This window comes from Micromonospora sp. 4G55, from assembly GCF_016803375.1.
This window is the reverse complement of the sequence record NZ_JAEVHN010000693.1, coordinates 1-3,169: the sequence shown is the minus strand read 5'-3', so window position 1 is coordinate 3,169 and position 3,169 is coordinate 1. Positions and strand designations below refer to the sequence as shown.

Sequence of the window (3,169 nt, the reverse complement as noted above, 5' to 3'; positions counted from 1 at the left end):
GAGCACCGCCGCCGGGTCGACGCCGGCCTGCTCGATCACCGCGGCGAGACCGTGCAGCAGGTGGTCGGTGACCTGCCGGGGGTCGGGCTCGGCGGCGGCCGGATCGGGTACTCCGCCCTTCGCGAGGGCGATCATCGCCAGGTCGCCGGAGACGGCGACGCCGAAGCCGAGCACCGCCGCCGGGTCGACGCCGGCCTGCTCGATCACCGCGGCGAGACCGTGCAGCAGGTGGTCGGTGACCTGCCGGGGGTCGGGCTCGGCGGCGGCGATCGGGTACTCCGCCTTCGCGAGGGCGATCATCGCCAGGTCGAACAGCTCGACCTGCACCCGGGTCTCGCCGACGTCGGCGCCGACCAGGTAGCCGTAGCCCGGGGCGACCCGGAGCAGCACCCGGGGGCGGCCGCCGTCGGACTCGACCGAGCCGGCCTCCTCGACCAGGCCCTCGGCGATCATCTCGCCGACCAGGTTGCTCACGCTGGCCAGGCTCAGCGCGGTGGACTGCCCCAGCTCGTGCCGGCTCAGCGGGCCGTCCAGCCAGATCCGGGTGAGCAGGACCGACCGGTTGGCACGACGCATGTCGCGCACGGTGGTGCGTCTGGCCTCCACCTCCGCCGCCATCCTCTTCCGGCCGCCCCCGGCGGCCTGCTTCACGCGGTGAACCAAGTGCTGACAGACTACTGCACGTTTACATTTAACAAAGTTAACTGCTATGGCGAGCGCATTGATGAAATGCTATGTCATGCGACTCAGACGTGGGTTGACCGCCGCGCTCGGCGGCGTCGCGCTGCTCGCCGCCACCGAGCTCGCCGCCACGCAGACCGCCCTGGTGGCCTGCCTCCGCGCCGGCCTGGGCCGAGGGCGTCACCTGGACCGCCGGCAGCTCGGCCACCTACGCCACCCGCCTCGGCCGCCGACCCGGCCGTGGTCGCCGGCTGGATCGCCGAAACCCAGGCCGAACGCCGACGCGCCCGAACAACACCACACGCCAGTCGAAGAGAAGACCGACGCCCCTCCTCGCTTCAGCGAGGAGCGGATCATTGCCGTCGTCGAGGAACTCGGAAACCATGCGTGCGCCCTGCGGGACGCCGAGCCGGAACACAAGCTGGAGGTCTACCGCAGCCTCGGGCTGCACCTGACGTATGACCCCGAAACACAAACGGTGCGGGCAAGAATGGATCTTGCCACGCACCGTTGGGATTCGGTTCGTATTCGAGGGGCGATCGCGACCATGAACCCATGATCGTCGTCTGGGAAGAACTACAGTTGGCACCCAGGTAACCACCGGCGCCGAGCTACTCCCTTGGGAATCGTTCGTGCACGGTGATCGACACCAACCAATTCCCCACACGGGCTACGCATTCTCGGCGAACCCCTTGTTGCCCAGCCAGTTTGTCGGCGCTGTACCGGCCGGCTCGAGCCGGGTGAGCGGCAGCCGCTGCACCGGCACGACCACCCGTACCTGGTGGTGGCGATCCGGGGCGCGAAGAACGTGGTGCAGACCGTGGACGGCACCGTATCGACGCCGACGAGCCGACCGACGACGTCGTCTACCATGGCCCGAGCACCGTCCACATGCTCACCAATGTGGGCGGCACCGCGTACAACGCGCCTGGTCGAACTGAAGTAACCGCTGGCACGGCGGTCCGACATTGAATCCGGCATTCGGCGGAAAATGGTGTATCAGGTGCGTAACGTGCCGGACATGGTCTATCGCACCTGGCGTAACCTGTTGCTCACAGCGCTCGGGATGGGCGTGCTCGCCGGTGCCGGTCAGCTCGGCATCGCGTTCGCCTTCGGCATCGTTCAGCTCACCGGCGCCTCCACCGGCGCCACCGTCAACCAGTGGCCTGCCCAGCTCGTCTGGGTGGGCTGGTTCGCGGCACACGCCGCCGTAGCCGGCACCGTCTTCACCGCACGCCTGGCCCGCCGGTACGGGGTGCTGGGGAGCATGGACCGATTGGTGGCCGTCGCCGCCGCCGCCGCGCTGGGCGCCACCGTCGTCGCGCCGCTCTGGGTCCGGCCGGCCCAGGCCGCCGAGCGCTTCTCTGTCGACCCGATCTGGGCCGTCGGCATCTGCGCGACCCTCGGCGCGTTGGTCGGCGCGGGTGCCGCGATCGCCGTACTGGTGAAGCCGCCGCTGGGCTGGAACATCGCGGCGGTGGGCGGTGTGGTCTGGCTGCTGGCGCTCGTCTCGGTCGTCCCGTCGCTCGCAACCGCCGGGCCGTTGCCCGCCGTACGGCTCGGTGTGCTGGAGCCGGCCGGGCTCGACGCCGACGCGGCACACCGGCAGGCGATCCTGATTCTGCCGGCGGTGGCCCTGCTCATCGGCGCGGCGACCAGCGGGCTGGCCCGCTGGCGCGGGCATCCGCCGCTGGTCAACGGCGCGACCGGCACAGCCGGCACGGTGCTGGTCGCGTTCGCCTACCTGACCGCCGGTCCCGGCGACGCCGTCGACCGGTACCAGATCACGCCGTACTACGGCGCGCTGCTCGCCGTCGCCGCCGGTGTGCTCGGTTCAGCCGCCGCCGCGTCGTTCCGCTGGCCGCTCCTGCCGCGCACCGCCGAAGCGCGGGTCGTCGAGCCGACCGACATCCTCCGTCCGCTGTCCGCCGGCCCCGCCGTGCCGCAGGCCATGACGCCGGCCGCTGGTGGCACGACCGACGAGCCGGAGCCCGTCGACCTGGCCGGCACGGGGCCGTTCGCTGGCGCGACCGCAGCGAAGCTCCCGACCGCAGCCGAACCGCTGGGCTTCGGTGCGCCGGCTGGCGACCGGGACGCCAGCGGCGTACCGGCCGACTCCGCGACGCGGACCGCCGCACCGGCCGTTACCGCCGCATCGGCCGCACCCGCCGCACCTGCCGACCTGGCCACACCGGCCGACCTCGCCACACCGGCCGACCTCGCCACACGGGCCGACCTCGCCACACCGGCCGACCTCGACGACACCCCGGAGACATCGGAACCAGCCCCCGCGACGGCGGCCCACCTTCCCGCGGGACCCGACGGGGCACTCGTCGCCCCAGGGACCCGCCGGATGTACCAGCCGCCGAAGACCGACCGGACGCGGGTTCACACCGGCCGACCTCGACGACACCCCGGAGACATCGGAACCAGCCCCCGCGACGGCGGCCCACCTTCCCGCGGGACCCGACGGGGCACTCGTCGCCCC

The 3,169-nt window shown here is 72.0% G+C and carries 1 protein-coding gene and 3 pseudogenes; 3 read left to right on the top strand and 1 reads right to left on the bottom strand.

All coding sequences use genetic code 11. The annotated features are described in order from the left end of the window. Window positions 1-606, bottom strand: a pseudogene (locus JNW89_RS32505) (hypothetical protein); the annotation flags it as partial. A 103-nt stretch (window positions 607-709) separates the two neighbouring features. On the opposite strand from JNW89_RS32505, the gene JNW89_RS32500 reads away from it, so the two are divergent. The 3 genes and pseudogenes from JNW89_RS32500 to JNW89_RS32490 all read left to right on the top strand — a co-directional run. Then, entirely contained in the window at window positions 710-1,240 is a 531-nt protein-coding gene (locus JNW89_RS32500) for a hypothetical protein (protein ID WP_238451964.1), read from the top strand. Window positions 1,241-1,408: 168 nt separating this feature from the next. After that, window positions 1,409-1,627, top strand: a pseudogene (locus JNW89_RS32495) (cupin); the annotation flags it as partial. 57 nt (window positions 1,628-1,684) lie between these two features. Beyond that, window positions 1,685-3,169 (top strand): annotated as a pseudogene (locus tag JNW89_RS32490) (hypothetical protein); the annotation flags it as partial.

Bases quoted from the DNA above. Each gene is read 5' to 3' on its own strand.
- JNW89_RS32500 (WP_238451964.1), top strand. From the start codon at position 710: ATGGCGAGCGCATTGATGAAATGCTATGTCATGCGACTCAGACGTGGG.